Annotated in this window: 16 protein-coding genes; 10 read left to right on the forward strand and 6 right to left on the reverse strand. The window is 65.2% G+C overall.

The window, feature by feature from the left end:
• The first annotated feature begins 136 nt into the window (after window positions 1-136).
• From JN302_RS02675 to mnhG, 6 genes are read left to right on the forward strand one after another with little or no spacing between them, the layout of a single operon-like run.
• Entirely contained in the window at window positions 137-3,049 is a 2,913-nt protein-coding gene (locus tag JN302_RS02675) for a monovalent cation/H+ antiporter subunit A (protein WP_202331588.1), read from the forward strand.
• Window positions 3,049-3,393 (forward strand): Na+/H+ antiporter subunit C, encoded by a 345-nt coding sequence (locus JN302_RS02680; RefSeq protein ID WP_202309983.1) that lies wholly within the window; start codon window positions 3,049-3,051, stop codon window positions 3,391-3,393. The genes JN302_RS02675 and JN302_RS02680 overlap by 1 nt, the downstream gene beginning before the upstream one ends.
• Window positions 3,390-5,012, forward strand: a complete 1,623-nt coding sequence (locus JN302_RS02685; RefSeq protein WP_202331589.1) for a monovalent cation/H+ antiporter subunit D — start codon at window positions 3,390-3,392, stop codon at window positions 5,010-5,012. The genes JN302_RS02680 and JN302_RS02685 overlap by 4 nt, the downstream gene beginning before the upstream one ends.
• Entirely contained in the window at window positions 5,009-5,494 is a 486-nt protein-coding gene (locus tag JN302_RS02690; protein ID WP_202309985.1) for a Na+/H+ antiporter subunit E, read from the forward strand. The genes JN302_RS02685 and JN302_RS02690 overlap by 4 nt, the downstream gene beginning before the upstream one ends.
• On the forward strand, window positions 5,491-5,772 hold the full coding sequence (locus JN302_RS02695; protein WP_202309986.1) for a K+/H+ antiporter subunit F: 282 nt from the start codon (window positions 5,491-5,493) through the stop codon (window positions 5,770-5,772). Before JN302_RS02690 ends, JN302_RS02695 begins: the two co-directional genes overlap by 4 nt.
• Window positions 5,769-6,170, forward strand: a complete 402-nt coding sequence (gene mnhG, locus JN302_RS02700) for a monovalent cation/H(+) antiporter subunit G (protein WP_202309987.1) — start codon at window positions 5,769-5,771, stop codon at window positions 6,168-6,170. Before JN302_RS02695 ends, mnhG begins: the two co-directional genes overlap by 4 nt.
• A gap of 871 nt (window positions 6,171-7,041) precedes the next feature.
• On the opposite strand, the gene JN302_RS02705 is transcribed toward mnhG, so the two are convergent.
• Window positions 7,042-8,175: a LysR family transcriptional regulator gene (locus tag JN302_RS02705; protein ID WP_202331591.1), complete on the reverse strand. Its 1,134-nt coding sequence runs from the start codon at window positions 8,173-8,175 to the stop codon at window positions 7,042-7,044.
• Between the two features lie 300 nt (window positions 8,176-8,475).
• Here JN302_RS02705 and JN302_RS02710 point away from each other — a divergent pair, with 300 nt between their 5' ends.
• The 4 genes from JN302_RS02710 to JN302_RS39530 all read left to right on the forward strand — a co-directional run bounded on the left by JN302_RS02710 (window position 8,476) and on the right by JN302_RS39530 (window position 12,316).
• The gene (locus JN302_RS02710; protein WP_244743452.1) at window positions 8,476-8,964 is read left to right on the forward strand and encodes a (2Fe-2S)-binding protein; all 489 of its coding nucleotides are present in this window, start codon (window positions 8,476-8,478) and stop codon (window positions 8,962-8,964) included.
• A gap of 2 nt (window positions 8,965-8,966) precedes the next feature.
• Complete coding sequence (locus JN302_RS02715) at window positions 8,967-9,944, forward strand: FAD binding domain-containing protein (protein ID WP_202331593.1); 978 nt, start codon at window positions 8,967-8,969, stop codon at window positions 9,942-9,944.
• Entirely contained in the window at window positions 9,941-12,031 is a 2,091-nt protein-coding gene (locus tag JN302_RS02720) for a xanthine dehydrogenase family protein molybdopterin-binding subunit (RefSeq protein WP_202331595.1), read from the forward strand. Before JN302_RS02715 ends, JN302_RS02720 begins: the two co-directional genes overlap by 4 nt.
• Window positions 12,032-12,193: 162 nt before the next feature.
• On the forward strand, window positions 12,194-12,316 hold the full coding sequence (locus tag JN302_RS39530; protein ID WP_274609249.1) for a hypothetical protein: 123 nt from the start codon (window positions 12,194-12,196) through the stop codon (window positions 12,314-12,316).
• Between the two features lie 58 nt (window positions 12,317-12,374).
• Here the strand turns inward: JN302_RS39530 and JN302_RS02730 are convergent, their stop codons facing one another.
• The 5 genes from JN302_RS02730 to JN302_RS02750 all read right to left on the reverse strand — a co-directional run bounded on the left by JN302_RS02730 (window position 12,375) and on the right by JN302_RS02750 (window position 19,642).
• Window positions 12,375-12,551 carry a hypothetical protein gene (locus JN302_RS02730; RefSeq protein ID WP_202331597.1) on the reverse strand — a complete coding sequence of 59 codons (177 nt, stop codon included), beginning with the start codon at window positions 12,549-12,551 and terminating at the stop codon, window positions 12,375-12,377.
• 192 nt (window positions 12,552-12,743) lie between these two features.
• Complete coding sequence (locus JN302_RS02735) at window positions 12,744-15,530, reverse strand: hypothetical protein (RefSeq protein WP_202331599.1); 2,787 nt, start codon at window positions 15,528-15,530, stop codon at window positions 12,744-12,746.
• Window positions 15,448-16,872 (reverse strand): peptidoglycan-binding protein, encoded by a 1,425-nt coding sequence (locus JN302_RS02740; RefSeq protein WP_202331601.1) that lies wholly within the window; start codon window positions 16,870-16,872, stop codon window positions 15,448-15,450. The genes JN302_RS02735 and JN302_RS02740 overlap by 83 nt, the downstream gene beginning before the upstream one ends.
• Window positions 16,873-17,005: 133 nt before the next feature.
• Window positions 17,006-18,052: a uroporphyrinogen decarboxylase family protein gene (locus tag JN302_RS02745; RefSeq protein ID WP_202331603.1), complete on the reverse strand. Its 1,047-nt coding sequence runs from the start codon at window positions 18,050-18,052 to the stop codon at window positions 17,006-17,008.
• Between the two features lie 123 nt (window positions 18,053-18,175).
• Entirely contained in the window at window positions 18,176-19,642 is a 1,467-nt protein-coding gene (locus JN302_RS02750; protein WP_244846170.1) for an amidohydrolase family protein, read from the reverse strand.
• Between the last annotated feature and the right edge of the window lie 2 nt (window positions 19,643-19,644).

Raw genomic sequence — 19,644 nt, forward strand, 5'->3', positions numbered from 1 at the left:
ATCGGCGTCAATTGCCATTATTGGTCAATGGCTTGCGCGGGGGCAACCACGGCAGCACATGACGCACGTTGCGCCGAGGATATTCTTCCCGCTGCCGCATCACACCCATACATAGAACGGATCGCCCAAGCGAAGCATGACCGATGCGAACCTCCTCCTGCTGCTGATCTTCCTGCCTTTCCTGGGAAGCGCCTTCGCCGCGATGCTGCCGGCCAATGCGCGCAACGCCGAGGCCTGGCTTTCGGCAGCGGTCTCGGCGCTCGCTTTCGCATCGGCGATTCTGCTTTATCCGACCATCGCGACCGGAACCGTGGTGCGCAGGGAGATCGCCTGGCTGCCCGAGCTCGGGCTGAGCGCCACGCTGCGGATGGACGGCTTCGCCTGGCTGTTCTCGCTGCTCGTCACCGGCATCGGCTTCCTGGTCATGGTCTATGCGCGCTATTACATGTCGCCGAAGGACCCGGTGCCGCGCTTCTTCTCGTTCCTGCTCGCCTTCATGGGCTCGATGCTGGGCGTGGTGATCTCGGGCAATCTGATCCTGCTCTCCATCTTCTGGGAACTGACCAGCATCTTTTCCTTCCTGCTGGTCGGTTATTGGTACCACAACGCGTCGGCCCGCGACGGCGCGCGCATGGCGCTGACGATCACCGGCGTCGGCGGCTTCTGCCTGCTGATCGGCCTCATTCTCGTCGGCCATATCGTGGGGAGCTACGATCTCGATGCGGTGCTGGCTGCCGGAGAGCGCATCCGCGAGCATGCGCTCTACACGCCGGCGCTGTTGCTGATCTTCCTCGGCGCGTTGACCAAGAGCGCGCAGTTCCCGTTCCACTTCTGGCTGCCCAATGCCATGACCGCGCCGACGCCCGCCTCGGCCTATCTGCATTCGGCGACCATGGTGAAGGCCGGCGTCTTCCTGCTCGCCAGGTTCTGGCCGGTGATGTCGGGAACCGACGAATGGTTCTTCGTTCTCGGCTTCGCCGGCATGAGCACGCTGCTGGTCGGCGCCTATTTCGCGATCTTCCAGCAGGACCTCAAGGGATTGCTGGCCTATTCCACGATCAGCCATCTCGGCCTGATCACCATGCTGCTCAGTCTCGGCAGCCCGCTCGGCGCCGTGGCCGCCATCTTCCACATGATGAACCACGCGACCTTCAAGGCCTCTCTGTTCATGGCTGCCGGCATCATCGACCACGAGGCGGGAACGCGCGACATGCGCAAGCTGAACGGCCTGTTCAGCTCCATGCCGATCACCGCCACGCTTGCCATGGTGGCCGCCGCGGCCATGGCCGGCGTGCCCCTCCTGAACGGGTTCCTGTCCAAGGAGATGTTCTTCGCCGAGACGATCGAGACGCACCGCGCCTCCCTGCTCGACACCTTGCAGCCTTATGTGGCGACCCTCGCCGGCGCCTTCGCCGTGACCTATTCCATACGTTTCATCCATGCCGTCTTCTTCGGGCCCAAGTCCGTCGACCTGCCGCGCGAGCCGCACGAGCCGCCGCGCTGGATGCGTTTGCCGATCGAGCTCCTGGTGCTCGCCTGCCTGGTCGTCGGTATGATTCCGGGTCTGGCGATCGGCCCCTATCTGCACATCGCCGTCGTTTCGGTGCTGGGCGACCGCACGCCGTACTACAGCCTGGCAGTATGGCACGGCTTCAATACGCCCCTGATCATGAGCCTGATCGCCACGGTGGGCGGGCTGGCGCTTTACATCGTGCTCAGGCGCTATCTCGCGCAATGCGAGCCGGATCCGCCCGGACTGCGCGGCCTCAAGGGTCAGCGAATCTTCGACCGCATCCTGGTGACTGTGTCCTGGCGCTGGGCGCGCTGGGTGGAGACGCATCTCGGCACCCGCCGGCTGCAACCGCAGCTGCGCGTGCTGGTGGCGATTGCCTTCGTGGCCGCGCTGCTGCCGATCCTTCGCGGCGGCCTGACGATCAGGATGCCTGATCTCGACGGCTTCGATCCCGTCTTCGCCCTGGTTTGGGCCGTGGGCATCGTCTGCGCCGTCGGCGCGGCGGTGCTGGCCAAATACCACAGGCTGGCGGCGCTGATCCTGATCGGCGGCGCCGGGCTCGTCACCTGCATCACCTTCGTCTGGCTGTCGGCGCCCGACCTCGCCGTCACCCAGCTGGTCGTCGAGATCGTCACCACGATCCTCATCCTGCTCGGACTGCGCTGGCTGCCGAAGCGGCTGGAGGAAGTGGACACGGTGGTGAGCATATGGGGAAGGCTGCGCCGCTACCGCGACGCCATCCTCGCCATCGTCAGCGGCGCCGGCATGGCGCTGGTCTCCTACGTGATGATGACGACGCCCGTCGTCGAGACGATCGGCGACTACTTCCTCGAGCGGGCCTATCCCGAGGGCGGCGGCACCAATGTGGTCAACGTCATCCTCGTCGATTTCCGCGGCTTCGACACGATGGGCGAAATCACCGTGCTCGCCATCGTCGCGCTCACCGTCTTCGCGCTGCTGCGCCGCTTCCGCCCCGCCGCCGACAGCGTCGACATGCCCGAGCAGCAGCGCGTGCAGAACCAGTATGACGACGCCGAGCCGGATCGCGAGATGGGCGAAACGCTTCGCGAATATCTGATGGTGCCGTCGGTGATCATGCAGTGGATGTTCCCCGTCATCATCACGCTCGCCGCTTACGTCTTCCTGCGCGGGCACGATCTGCCGGGCGGCGGCTTCGCGGCCGGCGTCATCATGTCCATCGGCTTCCTGCTGCAATATCTGGCCGGCGGCACGCTCTGGGTCGAGGACCGGCTGCGCATCCTGCCCGTGCGCTGGATCGGCGTCGGCCTGATGCTGTCGGCCCTCACCGGACTCGGCGCGTGGCTGTTCGGCTATCCCTTCCTGACCTCCTATTTCCGCTACCTGGAACTGCCCGGCATCGGCAAGATGCCGATGGCGAGCGCCTTGCTCTTCGACCTCGGCGTCTTCTCGCTCGTGGTCGGCGCGGTCGTGCTGATGCTGATCGCGATCGCCCACCAGTCGCTGCGCAGCCACCGCGTGCGCGTCGAGGCGGCGAAGGAAGAGGAGCCCGTCTGATGGAGCTTGTTCTTTCGCTGGGCATCGGGGTTCTGGTCGGATCCGGCGTGTGGCTGCTTCTGCGCCCGCGCACCTATCAGGTGATCATCGGGCTCGCCTTGCTCTCCTATGCCGTCAACCTGTTCATCCTCGGCATGGGCAGGCTCTGGTCGAACGCGCCGCCACTGGTCGAGGGGGGCAAGCCGGTCGATCCGTCCGCATTTGCCGATCCCGTGCCGCAGGCCCTGGTGCTGACCGCGATCGTGATCTCCTTCGCGACGACGGCCCTGTTCCTGGTCGTGCTGCTGGCCTCGCGCGGCCTGACCGGGACCGACCATGTCGACGGCAAGGAGCCTGAAAGATGAGCTTGGCTCCCCAGCATCTCGTCATCGCGCCGATCCTCATCCCTCTGATCGCAGGCGCGCTGCTGCTGTTCTTCGACGACCGCGAACGGCGCCTGAAGGCGACGATTTCCGTGGCGGCGACGCTCGCTTTGCTCGCAGTCGCGATTGCCCTCCTGCGCATCGCCCATGCAGGCGACGGGCGCATCGCGGTCTATCTGCTCGGCAACTGGCCGCCGCCCTTCGCCATCGCCCTGGTGCTCGACCGTCTGTCGGCGATGATGCTGGCGCTGACGGCGGTGCTGGCCATTCCGGCGCTGATCTTCTCGCTTGCCCGCTGGCACAAGGCGGGCCCGCATTTCCACACGCTCTTCCTGTTCCTGCTGATGGGCTTGAACGGCGCCTTCCTGACAGGCGACCTCTTCAATCTCTTCGTCTTTTTCGAAGTGATGCTGGCCGCCTCCTACGGGCTGGTCCTGCACGGCTCGGGACCGTTCCGCGTGAGGGCGGGGCTGCACTATATCGCGATGAATCTCGCCGCCTCGCTGCTCTTCCTGATCGGCGTGGCGCTGATCTACGGCGTGACCGGAACGCTCAACATGGCGGACCTGGCGCTCAGGATCCCCGAAGTCGCGGCCGGGAACCGGATGATGCTGGAAGCGGGCGCGGCCGTGCTCGGCGTCGCCTTCCTGATGAAGGCCGGCATCTGGCCGCTGAGCTTCTGGCTGCCCACCGCCTATACGGCTGCGGCCGCGCCGGTGGCCGCCGTCTTCGCCATATTGAGCAAGGTCGGCATCTACACGCTGCTGCGCCTGTCACGGCTGTTCTTCGGCGAAGGGGCCGGGGCGTCGGCCGGTTTCGGCGCCGACGTGCTGCTCTTCGGCGGCATGGCCACGATCACCTTCGGCATGCTCGGGGTCCTGGCCTCGCAGGCGCTGGGCCGGCTCGCCGGCTTCTCGATCCTGGTCTCGTCGGGGACCCTGCTCGCCGCGATCGGCCTGTCGCAGGCCGGCGTGACGGCCGGCGCGCTGTTCTATCTGGTCAGCTCGACGCTGACGATCGGCGCCTTCTTCCTGCTGATCGAGCTCGTCGAGCGAGGCCAGGACGCCGCCGCCAACGTGCTGGCGGTGACGATGGAAGCCTATGGCGACGGCGACGAACCCGAAGAAGAGGATGAGGAGGTCGGCGTCGCCTTCCCCGGCACGATCGCCGCACTCGGCATCAGCTTCGCCGCCTGCGGCGTCCTGCTTGCCGGCCTGCCTCCGCTGTCGGGCTTCATCGCCAAGTTCGCGATGCTTTCGGCCATGCTCAACCCCGGCGGGCTCGGGCAGGATGCGGCCATCCCCGCGGCCTCGTGGTGGCTCGTGGCGCTGATCATCCTGTCGGGCCTGTCGGCGCTGATCGCCATGAGCCGCGCCGGCATCCGCGCCTTCTGGGCGCCGGTCGAAGCGCAGACGCCACGCGTGCAGGTGATCGAGCTGGCGCCGGTCGCGGCGCTGCTCGCCCTGACGCTGGCGCTGACCTTGCAGGCAGGGCCGACCATGCGCTTCATGGAGGCGACCGCCGCGGGCCTGCGCGCGCCCGCTTACGTGGAAGGCGTGATGGAAGCGCCGCGCGCGGCGCCGCGGGAAAGGACGCCATGACGAAGTTGTTCCCCTACCCGCTGCTGATCCTCTCCCTGATCGTGATGTGGCTGCTCTTGACGAGCTTCTCGCCCGGCCAGCTCATCGCCGGGACCGTGGTGGCGCTCCTGGCCGCGCAGGGCATGGCCGCGCTCCACCCCGCCAAGCCGCGCATCAGGCGCTGGAGCCTGCTGCCCGGGCTCGTCGCGATCGTGCTCTACGACATCATCCGCTCGAACATCGCCGTTGCCCGGCTGATCCTCCGCGAGGGCAACCAGCGCCGCGTGTCCGGCTTCCTGACCATTCCGCTGGAGCTGCGCAGCCCGATGGGGCTCGCGGTCCTCGGCATCATCGTCACGAGCACGCCCGGCACGGCCTGGCTGGACTACAACGTGGCCCGCGGCACGCTGCTGCTCCATGTCTTCGACCTGGTCGACGAAGACGCCTGGCGCACGCTGATCCGGGACCGCTACGAGCGCCTGCTGCTGGAGATCTTCGAATGAGCGCCACCATCCTCCTGTGGGCCGTCACCTTCGCGCAGGTCGCGCTGGCGCTCGCCATGGCGCTGGCCCTCCTGCGCATGCTGCGCGGGCCGAGGGCGCAGGACCGCGTCCTGGGCCTCGATGCCCTTTATCTCAACTCGATGCTGCTGCTGCTCGTCTTCGGCATCCGCACCGGCAACACGGCCTATTTCGAGGCGTCGCTCGTCATCGGCATCCTGGGCTTCGTCGCGACCGTGGCGCTCGCCAAGTTCCTGATGCGCGGCGAGGTGATCGAATGAGCCACGCCGCCCAGCTTCCCGCCTGGGCGGCGATCCTGGTCGCCGCCTTTCTCGCACTGGGCTCCGGCCTGACGCTGCTCGGCTGCATCGGTCTCCTGCGCCTGCGCTCGTTCTACGACCGCATCCATGCGCCGACGCTCGGCGCAAGCTGGGGCACGGCCGCGATCGTCATGGCCTCGATGATCTTCTTCACCGTGCTGGAGAGCCGCCCGGTCCTGCACGAGATCCTGATCGGCATCTTCGTCACCGTCACCACGCCGGTGACGCTGATGCTGCTCGGCCGCGCAGCGCTCTACAGGGACCGGGCCGAGAACAGCCCCGACGTGCCGCCGAGCAACGTGCTGCAGTCGGCTCCGACGGGGGGTGGAAGGACGGATCCGAGGGAGCGCGTCCTGTAAAATACTGGATTTTTACAGGATGGACGCGCGTGGCCGCTTGGGCAACGCTGCGCCCAAGTTACCCCTCATCCGACCGCGCTTCGCGCGGCCACCTTCTCCCACAAGGGGAGAAGGCCGGAGCTTTGCATTGCCGCCACTGCAGATCGCCAACGTCGGCGACTGGCGGAAGCATTGCCGCAGCGTTCCCTTCTCCCCTTGTGGGAGAAGGTGGCCGCGCGAAGCGCGGTCGGATGAGGGGTTCCCTTCACGAAGCTTGCAAGTTGCGTGCGAGGGCGGGTCGGCGGCCAACGGCTATCTCGAATGGTACGGTCGGCGCCCGCCGCAGCAAAGCAATGGTCCAAGCGCAATACTTCCGAAAGTGAAGCTCTGCGTCGGAAATTCGGCGAGCGGGCGGAGAAAGTCAATCGAAACAGCGGTGGGTCAGCAAGAAGTGATGCGTCGGCGTTACGGCTAACGATGATGGACCGGTCGATCGCGACGCGTCGTGGCGGAGCACGCAGAAGAACATGGCAAGGGTCGCGCCCCCTCCTCCAGAGACAGCAACCGAAGCCTCCGGCGACGCAAACCTGACCTTACCTACGAAGGATGAAGCGGTGGCGGCTTTGATCTGGCGCAAGGCGGGGCAATCGTCGAGGGCGCCGGCAAGGACGACGCCCGACGGGCTGGCGTAGAAGGACGATGCGAGCAGTCGGCCGATGTGAGCCGAACCAGCGAAATGCAAGGCTGATGCCGCTGCCGAGCGCCGACGGGCCGGAGCGGAAACCGGCCGGCGCCATGCCGGATACACGCCGCGCCCGGCAATGCACGTCGTTCTACGGCTGGACTCGACAGCGAAGGGGCCGCGGCCGACGGATCATCGAAGAAAGTCGCGTCAGCGGCTGGAGCTGAGCCCGAGGACCTGACCATCGCCAGTGTCACGATCCTCGCGGCTGCCGGCAGCCGCCATGCGGGCGCTTCGTGTTCCTCCACTGGACTGATCGCTTCGCGGATAGGCGGCGGTCTGAGGCCTGGCATCCAGCAAGCACGTTGCCATCGAGCGCACAAATCGCGATTGCCTGGAATCGGCGCGATAGCCGAGGAAGAAATTGCAAGGCATGACAGGCCTGAACGGGCGAAGCACCAGATCGATGTTGCCCAGGCCTTCAACGGACATCGGGTTCACAAGGCCGACCCCAACGCCTGCGCTGATTATCGACAGGAGGGTCATGCACATGGGAGATTCAGCGATGACGTTGAATTTGTAACCCTCCGCTTCCATAAGATCTGCCAACGCACGCCTCAGCCTTGCAGCCGGCGTGTGGGCAACATACTCGACCTCGTGAAGGTCGGCCGGCGTAATGACGTCCTTGCTTGCCAGCCTATGTCGAGGCGACATGGCGCACATGGCAGCGTCGCCTGAAAACGGCTGATACTCGATCCCCACGATATCCGTTTCCTTTGGAGCCACGCCAATGTCGACCTGGCCGGTTGCCACTGCCGTCCAGACTTCCGCGGTAGACATCAACTGCGCAGCGACGGAAACTTCAGGATGCATCTGACGGAACGCCGTGACCGCCCGCGACACGATCGGCAGACCGATGCCCGGCATGTTCGCGATCCGGACAATTCCCGGTCCCCGCTCGCGGATCTGGGAAGCTGTGTGCTTCAGCACTTCCAGACCGACAAATGTACGCTCGACATCGGTGTAAAACAGGCGGCACTGCGGCGTCGGCTCCAATCGCCCACGCGTCCTGTCGAACAGAGGAAACCCGATGGTCTTCTCGAGCTCCGAAACCAACCGACTTACAGCAGGTTGCGTGATTCCCATGGATTCAGCCGCGCGTGAGGCCGAGCCGGATATCATGATCGCTCTGAATGCTTCGATCTGGCGGATGTTCATGGTCGCCCGGTATAAGATTTGGTAATAGGGGCGCGTGAAATCCGAATTTGATTTCCACTGCAACGCACCTAAGCTTCTCTCGGCCAATGAGTTCGTCAATCGCTCGGCGATGATCGTCAGGATCATCGGCGCGGGACGTCGACGTCCAACCGGATACACCGCTTGTTCGGGTCCTGCGAAACATCCCGGGTCTGAACGGCACCAGATTCGGTTGCCGCATGTCGCGGCCCCAGGACTTCGCTGCCCCTAGTAACGGCGTAGGTCAGCTCGATTAGCTTAGAGGGAGCGACTATGAGTGACAAGTCAGATATGACCCATGCGACCCGACCGGTTACCCCGACCGACATGTCCCGGCGCGACGTCCTTACGCTTGCCGGTGCCACGGCTTCAGTCTCGGTCATTCCAACGCTGATAGACAACGCGGCGATGGCCGAGACCGTCGCGGTGTCAGCAACCGTGCCGGTGAGTTTCAAGGTCAACGGTCAGCAGCAGCACCTGAACATCGATCCCAGGCAATCCTTGCTCGATGTGCTGCGCGAGAAGCTCGACCTCACCGGTACCAAGAAGGGCTGCAATCAGGGCGCCTGCGGCGCATGCACCATCCTGGTCGACGGCAAACGCATCGTCTCCTGCCTCACCCTGGCAGCCATGTATGACGCTGCGGACATCACGACGATCGAAGGCCTCGAGGCGAATGGCGAACTGCATCCGCTGCAGGAAGCCTTCATCAAGCATGAAGGCTTCCAGTGCGGCTACTGCACGCCGGGCCAGATAATGTCCGGCGTCGGGTGTATCGCCGAGGGTCACACCGGTTCGGCCGAGGAGATCCAATTCTGGATGAGCGGCAACATATGCCGTTGCGGCGCCTATCCGGGCATCGTGGCAGCGGTCGCCGACGCTGCCGGGAGGGCCTGATCATGATGCCCTTCAAGATCACCAGTGTTGGCTCCGCGCAGGACGCGATCCAAGCGGCTGCAGCAGGCGGGCGCTACATTGCCGGCGGCACTACGCTCATCGACCTGATGCGCGAGGAGGTCGAGCGACCCGAGCGCCTGATCGACATCAATGCGCTCCCGTTCCGGCAGATCCGCGCCGAGGGCTCCGATCTGGTGATCGGGGCGCTGGCCCGAATGTCCGACGTGGCTGCCCATCCCGACACGCTGCGCCTCCATCCGGTGATCGCGGAGTCCCTCGTCGAAGGCGCGTCGCCCCAGCTTCGGAACATGGCGTCGATGGGCGGCAACCTGCTGCAGCGGGTCCGTTGTCCATACTTCCGGATGCTGGATGCTCCCTGCAACAAGCGGACTCCCGGCTCCGGCTGCTCTGCGATCGACGGGCTCAATGTCGGCCATGCGATCCTCGGCACGAGCGACCACTGCGTTGCCACGCATCCGTCCGACGTCGCGGTCGCGCTCGTCGCGCTCGATGCGACCATGCGGGTGCGGGGACCGCAGGGCGAACGAACCTTCCCGGTGGAGGAACTGTTCCGCCTGCCGGGCGACACACCGCATCTCGAGCATACGCTGCTCCCGGGCGAACTGATTGTCGAGATACGCGTTCCCGGCCTTCCCTACAGCCGGAGAGCCCGTTATCTCAAGGTCCGGGACCGCGCCTCCTACGAGTTCGCGCTGATCGCGGCAGCCGCCGTGCTCGATCTCGACGGCGGGGTGATCCGTCAGGTGCGTCTTGCCGTCGGCGGGGCGGGCACGAGGCCCTGGCGCCTGCGGACCGCCGAGCAGGCCCTGACCGGCAAGCCCTTCGAACGCGCTACCCTCGAAGCGGTCGCGCATACCGCGCTCGCGGGTGCACGCCCCCTGTCTGGCAACCATTACAAGGTCGAGTTGCTGCCCCGGACCATCGTCCGCGCGCTCGAAATGGCGGGAGAGATCGCATGACAACCCACGTCATCGGCAAGCCTGTCACACGCGTGGACGGGCGGGACAAGGTTACGGGCCGCGCGCGCTACGCCGCCGAATTCAACCAGCCCGACCAGGCCTACGCCGTAATCGTCAACGCCACCGTCGGCCTCGGCCGCATCACCGCGATCGACCACGCAGCAGTCGCGAAGATGCCTGGCGTCGTCTCGGTCCTCAGCCATCTCAACGCACCGAAGCTGGCCTATCGGCCGCACAAGGGATCGATCGATCCCAAGTCCGGCGAACGTCTTCACGTCCTGCAGGATGACGCAGTCCGTTTCCGCGGCCAACCGGTCGCGCTCGTCGTGGCGGACACCCTCGACAATGCCGAGCGCGCGGCGGCCGCGCTCCGCATCACCTACGAGGCGCGACGCCCGGTCATCGACATCGCCGACCCGGAAGCGCGGGCTATCGTTCCGGAGATCAGCTCGGACCGCAGCCGCGGCGATGCCGAAACCGCCTACGCAAACGCGCCCGTGAAGCTCACGGCCGCCTACGACATCGCGCGAGAGAACCACAATCCGATGGAACCTCACGCGACCGTCGCGGCCTGGCAGGGCGACAGGCTGACCCTGTGGAGCAAGAGCCAATACGTCGTCAACGAGCAGGCCGAGATCGCCGCAATTTTCGGGATCCCGGTGGAGAATGTGCAGGTGATCTGCCCGTTCGTCGGCGGCGCGTTCGGCACCAGCCTGCGCACGTGGTCGCACGTCACCCTGGCTGCGATGGCCGCGCGCGTGACGCGGCGTCCTGTCAAGCTCGTCCTCACCCGCAGACAGATGTTCTTCGCAACCGGCCACCGTCCGCGCACCCTGCAGCATGTGTCGATCGGGGCAACGGAGGACGGCAAGCTCACCAGCCTGATCCACGACGGAACCGGGGAGACCAGCCGGTACGAGCAATTCGTCGAGGCGTTGGTCAACAGTTCGAGCTACATGATCTCGTGTCCGAACGTGACGACGCGCTATCGGCTGGCCCCGCTGGACACGGGCACCCCGGTCTACATGCGCGGCCCGGGCGAGGCGAGCGGCGTCTTCGCCCTCGAATCGGCGCTCGACGAGCTCTCCTATAAGCTCGATATCGACCCGATAGAGTTGCGCCGCCGGAACGAGCCCGAAATCGACGAGGACGAGAACAGACCGTTCTCCAGCCGATCGCTTCTGAAATGCTACGACGTTGGAGCCGAGCGGTTCGGCTGGTCACAGCGCACGCCGAAGCCGCGTTCGATGCGCGATGGCCGCCTGCTGATCGGGATAGGGGCGGCCTCGGCCACCTACCCGGCCTATCAGGCGCCGTCGAGCGCGCGTGTCCGCCTGCTGGCAGACGGCAGCGCCGAGGTGGAGGTCGCCGCCAGCGACATGGGGCCGGGAACCTACACCTCGATGACGCAAGTGGCGGCGGAAACGCTGGGACTGCCCCTCGACAAGGTGCGGTTCAGCCTCGGCCGCTCGGACTTTCCGCCGGCTCCCTCGCATGGAGGTTCATGGACCATGGCGTCGGTCGGCTCCGCGATCCAGGCAGCCTGCATTTCGGTGCTCAGGGAAGCCGAGAAGCGACCCGCAGACGAGCGACCGCTGGAAGCGACCGCCTCGACCCAGCGCGACGCCGAAATCGCCGGCCGTTTCTCCATGCACGCCTTCGGGGCCGTCTTCGCCGAGGTCGCGATCGACCCTGACGTCGGGACGATCCGGGTGCGCCGTGCGCTCGGCGTCTATGGCGCCGGCCGCATCGTCAACCCGTTGCTGGCCAGGAGCCAGTGCACCGGGGGCATGATCGGCGGCATCGGCATGGCCCTCATGGAAAGGACGGTGCTCGATCGTCGGGACGGCCGGCCGGTCAATGCCCACATGGCCGACTACCTCATGCCGGTGAACCTCGACATAGCTGAGATCGAGGTTCGGTTCGTCGACGAGGTCGATCCGCACGTCAATCCGCTCGGGGTCAAGGGACTCGGCGAGATCGCTCTCGTCGGCATGGCGCCGGCGATCGCGAACGCGGTCTTCCACGCCACCGGCAAGCGCATCCGGAGACTGCCGATCCTGCTCGAGGACATGCTTGACGCGTAGCCGCTTCCGGATCGGGCGGCCGCAGCATCTCGCCGACGCGACGAGGACGGCATCGGCGCGCCCGACCTTCCCGCCGCGTGGCCAATCGACAACGCTATATGTCTTCCCCGGATAGACCTGCGCAGGGGATTCGACGATTTCTTCGCCACGCCGGAAGGCAAGATGGACCCGACGGAGATGATCGACCGCATGATCGAAATCGTGCCGGCCGACAGCGGCAGGTACCGCAACGTGGTGCCGAAGGAGATCGAGGATATGTCGAAGGCGCACCAGTTCGCCGCTTGAGAAAACCAGATCTTAGCCCTTCGACGGCGCGCTGTGCTACTGGTCCGCGCCCGTCCGCTCAATGCGCGGTGGCCGGGTGCCGCGGCGCCTTTTGCAAGGCGGGAGCAATCGTCGAGGCCGCCGCAACGTCAGGCACCATCTCGAAGTCGGCGCTGATCGACATCGCCGTGGACTTGCTCACCTCAGCACGAATGAGCTGGCGCGTCGAATGGCATACGGCCTCCTCGACAATCAAGGTAGCCATTCAGCGTGCCAGCGGATGCCGGGCTCTTACTGGCCCCTCAATCAAAGATGGCCCTGACGTTCAGCGCGCCGACGTGAAGAGTTTCGGACGCCCGCCCGGTGCCGTCGCCATCAATGCACTGCCCGGCACCCGAAGCCCTTGATGGCACGAGACCATCTGGTTCGATGCTCCCACATCCGGTTCTCAGAACTTGACCTGGGGCATTGCATTTGCCGGCACAGCGGGCTGCGCCGATGCGGCCCTCCGGCTTTCGAAAAAGAGCCTGGCGTAGCCGCGCTGGTCGTTGAGCCAGGTCATGATCTCGTCGGCCATGCTTTCCGATCTGGCTCGGTCCGCTTCCATCTGTTCGGCAACCTTGGCGACCTGTTCGGCCCACTGCTTGATCTGTGGGACCTGCGGATCGGCGCCGGTCGTGAACTGGCCCATGCCTTCCGATCCGGGCAACACCGGGTAGGTCGCATACCAGACCCCGAGGATCGGAGGGCAGAAGTCTGAAAGAGGCTTGTCCTCTCCATCAACCGCCGACGCGAAGTGGTATGCACTGCCTAGAACCGGGTAGTGCCTCAGAAACGACGGCGGCTGGGCGGGCGCTCCGGCCTCGTCGCGCCACCAACGACCGCTTTCCGCGTGCTGGCTGAGCTGCCCGCAATCCTGTCGTTCGTGCTTGACGTCCCGCCAGAGAAAAACGACGCCCTTGTCGCTTGTTCCAGTCGGGTAGACCTCCTCGATCGCGTTTGGGGCTCCATAGCGCTCCGTGAGCGTCGCTTTGAGGGCTGTCGGGTCTACCGAGCCCTTGGGAAGGCGGAGCCTTCTCCACACTCCCAGGACCACGCCAGGCGCCGCCGGCGGCTCATCGAAAATGGCGATCGCTTCGTTCTCGGACCGGGAGACGAAGAGGTGTCCGGAACTGTAGGGCTCGAGGTTTCCACTCGCCAGGCCGATCTGCCCCGCCCGGTCCGCCTTGAATACTCGCCCGACTTCCATATGCTCTCGAATGAGCCGCTCGGCGTCCTCGAAGGACATGCCAAGCCTTATGCCCAGGACATCGAGGTTCCGAACATTCGAGCCCGATGTTTCGAGCAGCGCCTCAGGCAAGGGGCCCGGCGCGGCAAGCGGTGGCTCGGCGACCGTCGCGCCCGTCTCGCTGTTAACCACCCGGGCGGCAATCGCTTTCGCCTCGACCATCAACCAGCGGCCGGAAAGCGGAGTTTCGTCGGGTTCCATGACGATACCCAGCCCATGCTCGTCATCGAAGGGACTGGCGCGGCGGTTGGCTCCCCGCCAGATGGTGTGCGGCCGGGCCGTAAGCGGAATCACGCCGGTCGGAGCGACGTCGATTTCGAGGACGAGTTCGCCCTCGAGCTTCCGGGTCGCCTCGTCGAGCGCTGGAAGCCGGTCGAGCCTCACCAGATCATTGGGAGGAGGGAGACCGAGTTCCTGCCGCACATTGGAGGCATAAACCGCATGTTCGGGGCAGTACCGCTCCCCACCGCAATCGTAGCGAAGGCCGCGGCCCTCAGAGACGCCCTCGTCAAAAAGGACAGGCTCGGGAGCCGACCAGGCCGCATCGAGGTAAGCACACAGCTTCGCGGCCATCGCGTCCTTCTCTGTGAGCGAGCCTTGCGTTGCCATCTGCGCATCGGACCTGGCGTCTGCACTCTGGCACTCTATCGCGTGCGGGCCTCCGTGCGGGTGTTCGAAGGGCGCGACGCCGTTCCGCAATTCCAGAGTGAGCGTCAGTCTTTCAGGCAACGAACCGGCGCGCTTTTGCGACCATTCCCGGAAGCTGGCCAGGCGCTTCGTCCGCTCGGCCCCATCGAGCGGCTTCGACGGATCGCGGAAGAACCAGGCGCCGACCGGCACTTCGCCAAGCTTCGCCATGGTGGCTTCGTAGTCGTGGCGGGCGATCATCATCAGCTCGATCATGCGGTCGTCGACTGTGTCCGGCAGATAGCGAAGTTGAAGCAGATCCATCGCCTCCGCGTTGAAGGGAAAAGCCGCTGCCGAACGGGACACGGACGCTCCGGAAGGCGCGCTGCCCGGCGCTGCCGCTACGATATCGGAAACCTCTGTGTCGGGATGCCTGCTATCAAACGTCGCGGAAGCGATCTCGGCTCCGCCCAGTGCACGCGCCGTAACGCGCGCCTTGACCGGCTCGACATAGAGCGCCGCCAACGGAGACTGGTTTTCATCCGTGTCGATGCGGATGTCGCGCACCCTGAGATCGACATGGACATCGAGATAGTCCCCGCCGGTCTTGGCATCCGGGTCGATCTTGACGGTGAACTGATCCCGGGCCGCCGGAAGTGCAAAGACGACCTCCGCCGCACCCAGGCCTGCGAGGCCTGCCGAAAAATCGTGCTGGCCCGGCACGAACAATTGCTCCGGAGGAAGGTTCAACCGCGGCATGACGGCGGCAAATGCCGAGTTGTCGGATGGCTCCGGGAAAATCCGCGCACCCTCCGCAGGACTCTTGCGCTCGAGCAACCAGTCGAGCGTCGCCGTCTGAGTGTTGACGGTCAGCGTCTCCGGCAGCGCATTCGCCCGCGCCCGATTCCATTCGACGAAGTTGGCGAGCAGCTCCGGTTCCGGCTGGGCACCGGAAGCCAGATCGTCTGCGATCTGCTCGCGGAAAAACGGCGTCCAGGGGTCCGGGTGGCCCGATGACTCGCGATAGGCGCGCTGGCGCGCCCAAGCGGCGAAGTCGATATCGTCAATGTCCACCGCGCTGCCGGAAAGCAGCAGTAGACTGACCGTGTCCCAGTCGACCGGCACCGGTCCGGTCGGCGCCGTGCCGACCGTGTCCACAGACGGGATTGCGATCAGCGGAAGCCTCCCGATGGGCTGCGAAAGGTCGTTGTGCCGAAACAGCAGTGTTCCTTCGACCTCAATGCCGTATTCGAGCCGCCGGATATTGCTGTCCGATTTCTTTTCCCTCAATGCCACGATCCGTGCTTCGATGCCGAGCATGGGGTATTCGTTTCCCTGAGGGCCCATGATGCTGCGCTTGTATCCCCGTGCCTGGTCCAGAGGTACCGAAACGTGTTCCGGCAAATAGGCGGTGACCACCGGTGCCGCGACCGACATATCGCCGAGATCGAACCCCCTTATATCGACGGAGTCGCAGTCTCCGCCGGGATGCTCGAGCGGGAAGTGCTGATGCTCGAAATCGTACTCGCCGAGCGATACTGTGCAAAGGATCAGGACCGGGAGGGAAATGCGGCTCAAGTGCCACGATCGGCGGAACCTCCGCCCGTATTGACTGCAGCAGAGCCCGCCTCTCGAACTCGTCCAATCCTTGCCAATATCTGTATCGAACTCCCATGACCTTGTCGGCGGCAAGGCCCGCGGACGCGACGATCCGGCGCTGTGTCCCGGCATCCAGATGGAGAAGCGAGGCGAATGCGAAATTCTCATCCTCGAACATGTCGGGGAACTGGCTGAGCGCCAGACGCGCGGTCATCCGGCCGAACTCCGTAACCGCCCCGTCGGAGAGAATGTTCTGCGGTCCGCGTCCGCGGACGAGCAGGCGCCCGTTCAGGGTCGGGATGCCGGATTGGGAGATCTGCGCTAAGGCCGGGCTCGTCCTGACGCCATCCGCGGCGGCTTGCTTGATGCCGGAGACAGCAGCGGCGAACCGCACGCGCTGCGGTACCGAGTCCTTCAGTATGCAGACACGTGCTTGCGCGTTGTAGGTGAATGCCTGGCAGCGGTCGTCATCGGCGCAAAGTTGCTGGCATCGAGCAGCCGGGATGTCCCTGAGGGCCGGCTCGGACATTCCTGACCGGTAGTCGCCGTAGGGGAGGTCATAACCGGGAAGGATGGCAAAAGAACCGGCTCCGGCCGATTGCAGGCTCCCAAGGGAGCTGGAAGCAGCCGATGCTGCGGAATCCGCCGACGATGCAGGAAGGCGTGCAGTACCGGTCGGCTGAAGCGCACGAAGCGCCGTCAGGAGAGCGCGGTCTGCTCTACCGGTGATCGCCATGCCCGCATCTCGCTGGAAATCGGCGATCGCGCGGCGCGTTTTCGAGCCCATCCTGCCGTCTATGGCACCGGGGGAATAGCCCAGCCGGGTCAGAAGCGCCTGCACCTCGGCCACCTGGCTGCTACTGCCTTGCGCCGGACGCACAGGCCTTGCATGGGCACCCGGCGTTCTGCCGACCGGCGGCTCCGAGGGCCTTGCCGCTTCATTCAGAATGGTCTCGAGCCCCTGGCGAAGCAAACTCTCCGGGTTGAACTGCGCCAAGCCCGAGAACGCACTCCAGATGCTGATCGACAGGACGGTCAATATCACGAACAGCAGTCTGCGCATATCGCAGAATACCGAGCGCCTTCCGCGACGTAAATTACCTGATTGATCTAGCCAGGCCAGTTATACTTAACGGCAGCATGCCTAATCTAATGCATGTCTTCCGAACGTGGGTACCGGTTTCGGGAGACGTGCTTTAGCTCGAACCCCCCTGCTCGGCGCGAACGATCGCGGCACCCTCGGCCATCGCCTTCATCTTGCCGAAGGCGACGGCGCGCGGCAGGTATTTCAGGCCGCAGTCGGGCGCGATCATCAGTTTCTCGGGTGCAACATGGGGCAGCGCCCGGCGGATACGGCCGGCGACGATCTCGGGCGTCTCGACTTCGTGCGTCGACAGGTCGAGCACGCCGAGGATGATCGTCTTTCCGGCGAGCTTCGCCAGCACAGAGCAGTCCAGATTGGACTGGGCGGTTTCGATCGAGACCGCCTTGACCGCCGTGTCGGCCAGTTCCGGCAGGAAGCTGTAGCCGCTCGGCCGCTCGTGGATGATCGCGGCATAGCCGAAGCAGATGTGCAGCGCCGTCTCGCCCTCTATGCCGTCCAGCGCGCGTGCCAGTGCCTTCAGGCCGTATTGCCGGGCTTTCTCGGGCCGGGCCTGCATATAGGGCTCGTCGATCTGGACGATGTCGGCGCCGGCCGCGAAAAGATCCCTGATCTCCTCGTTTACCGCGGCGGCGTAGTCGACGGCCAATTCCTCGTCGCTCTCGTAGAAATCGTTCTGCGCCTGCTGCGACATGGTGAAAGGGCCGGGAACGGTGATCTTGATCGTGCGGTCGGTATTGGCGCGCAGGAACCGCACGTCGCGCGCTTCCACTGCGTGCCTGCGCTTCACCTTGCCCACCACGCGCGGCACCGGGTTCGGATGCCCGGAGCGGTCGAGCGCGGTGCCGGGATTGTCGATGTCGACGCCCTCCAACGCGGTGGCGAAGCGGTTGGAATAGCTCTCGCGCCGCATTTCGCCGTCGGTGATGACATCGAGGCCCGCCCGCTCCTGGTCGCGGATCGCAAGCAGCGTCGCGTCGTCCTGTGCCTCGTCAAGGAACTCCGGCGCGACGCGCCAGAGTTCCCTTGCCCGCACACGGGGCGGGAAGCGCCCCGCGAGCTTCTTGCGGTCGATCAGCCATTCAGGCTGGGCGTAGGAGCCGACGAGAGAGGTCGGGAAGAGCGGCAAGCCGGCGAACATGTTTCGGTATCCTCCTTTGTTGCGCAATTCCGGACGCAAAACCGCTGCGCACTTTTGCTGGAATTGAGCTTGTCTCACGCAATTCCGGACGCAAAACCGCTGCGCACTTTTGCTGGAATTGCTTTAGTTCCTGAACACGTCACGGTCGATGCCGGAGGCCTCGAACAGATGGTCGCGGCTTGCTTCCAGTTCGGCGCGCAGCTTCGGCAGATCGACATCAACCAGACTGCCGCGCCACTTCCGGATCCTGCCCGCCACCATCACGGTGTCGACATTCGAGCGCTCCATCAGGGTCACCACCGCGCCGGTGGCGTGGTTCAGCGGCGCGACATTGATCGCCGAGGCGTCGAGCAGCACGATATCGGCTTCCTTGCCGGGCGTCAGGCTGCCGGTCCTGCGGTCAAGCTTCAGGCCTTTGGCACCTTCCAGCGTCGCGAAGCGCAGCACGTCGCGCGACGTGACCATCGCGGCGCAGTCGGTCCTGCCGCCGAGCGCCTCCTCGTTGATGAAGGCGCGCTGCAGCGTCATGGCCGAGCGCATCTGGGTGAAGGGATCGGCGGTCATGGTGCATTCCACATCCGTCGAGAGAGAAGGCTGCATGCCGAGGTCGAGCGCCTTCTGGATTGGGGGCATGCCGTGGCGCATCGTCATCTCGATCGGCACCGACAGCGACACGTGCGACCCGGCATCGGCGGCCGTCTTCCATGCCAGGTCCGACATGCCGGTCATGTGGATGAAGATGTTGTCGGGACCGAACTGGCCCGACGTGGCCAATTCGTCGAAGGTCGGGCGCATTCCGAAGGTGCCGACCACATGCAGCGCGATCGGCAGGCCGAGCTCGCGACCGATCGCCCAGGCTTTCTCGTGGCCGGGAATATAGATCTCGCCGCCCATGACCATGCTGAGCAACTGGTCGTCGGATGAGAAATACTGCTCTCTCAGACGGCGCGCATCCTCAGGGTATTTCGCGCGGTCGCCCCAGCCTTCGAAGTAGCCGAAGACGGCGCGGCGGCCGGCGTCGCGCAGCGCCTCTACGGCCGCGTCGGAATGTTCGGGCGAATGGTGGATCTGCGAGACGTCCATGACGGTCGTCACGCCGGCGTCGATCTGCGACAGCGATCCGAACAGCTCGTTGATGTAGACGTCCTGCGGGCGGTAGACGACGGAGAACTTCTGCAGCATGTGCTCGTAATAATTGTAGAGGCTGTGCGGCTGGCCGTCGTTGATCAGGATGCAGTCCGCCAGGAAACCGCGCAGCGCGGTCTCGAACTGGTGGTGATGCGTATCGACGAAGCCGGGGATGACGATCATATCAGTCGCATCAACCACCACCGCATCGCCTGCTTCCAGGCCGGTGCCGACCGCCTCGATGCGTTTGCCCGAGACCAGGACGTCGCCACCCGCGAAATCGCCCACTTCAGGATCCATCGACAGGACATGGCCGCCGCGGATGAGAAGCTTGCGCCCGTCCTGCCCGGACCATGACGGCATGACGCCCGCCGCTGGTTTGCCGCCCTGCGCGGCAGCGGATGCTTCGCCCGCGGGGCCGAAATGCATGCCGGGGCGCCCTTCAGCACAAAATCTGCACATGA

Origin of the sequence: Mesorhizobium sp. L-8-3 (assembly GCF_016756615.1) — a bacterium.
In the GTDB taxonomy this organism is placed as follows: Bacteria; Pseudomonadota; Alphaproteobacteria; order Rhizobiales; family Rhizobiaceae.